This window comes from Tamlana crocina (assembly GCF_012037625.1).
This window is the reverse complement of the sequence record NZ_JAAVJS010000287.1, coordinates 1-428: the sequence shown is the minus strand read 5'-3', so window position 1 is coordinate 428 and position 428 is coordinate 1. Positions and strand designations below refer to the sequence as shown.

The following is a 428-nucleotide window of genomic DNA, read 5'->3' as shown; positions in this document are numbered from 1 at the left end:
GCGGAGCTACGTAAGCCTTGTGCAGGTTGCTAAAAGCTACCCATTTGTTGTCAGGGCTCGGCACCAGGCGGCCACCGTATTTAGATTCCATGTGCGTACGCTCATCTTTTCCGTTGAGATCCACACTCTTCAGGCTCTTGGTAAGGCTTCCGAATAAATATCCTCCCGTCTGGAACAGAATGCGGTCATTTTTAGCATTGAACATGGCAAATTCACCATTGTCGCTGATCTTTCTCAAGTTCTCTCCGGAAGTGTTCATCAAATAGATCCCCGGATTCTTGGTAAAGGTTCTTCCAAGATCAGAATTTCCGCCTTCTTTGTTGAAGACGATCATGCGGCCGTCGCCTGAAAAAGAAGGGTTCCTGAAAATGCCTTTTTCGGCAGTTAATTTTTTGGAGTTCTTTCCGTTAAGGGCAACTGTTCTTACA

General features: G+C 46.3%; 1 protein-coding gene. It reads right to left on the bottom strand.

What is annotated here, in order from left to right:
* Window positions 1-428, bottom strand: a 428-nt coding sequence (locus HC176_RS16755) for a TolB-like translocation protein (RefSeq protein ID WP_209309766.1), incomplete at both ends; no start/stop codon positions are given.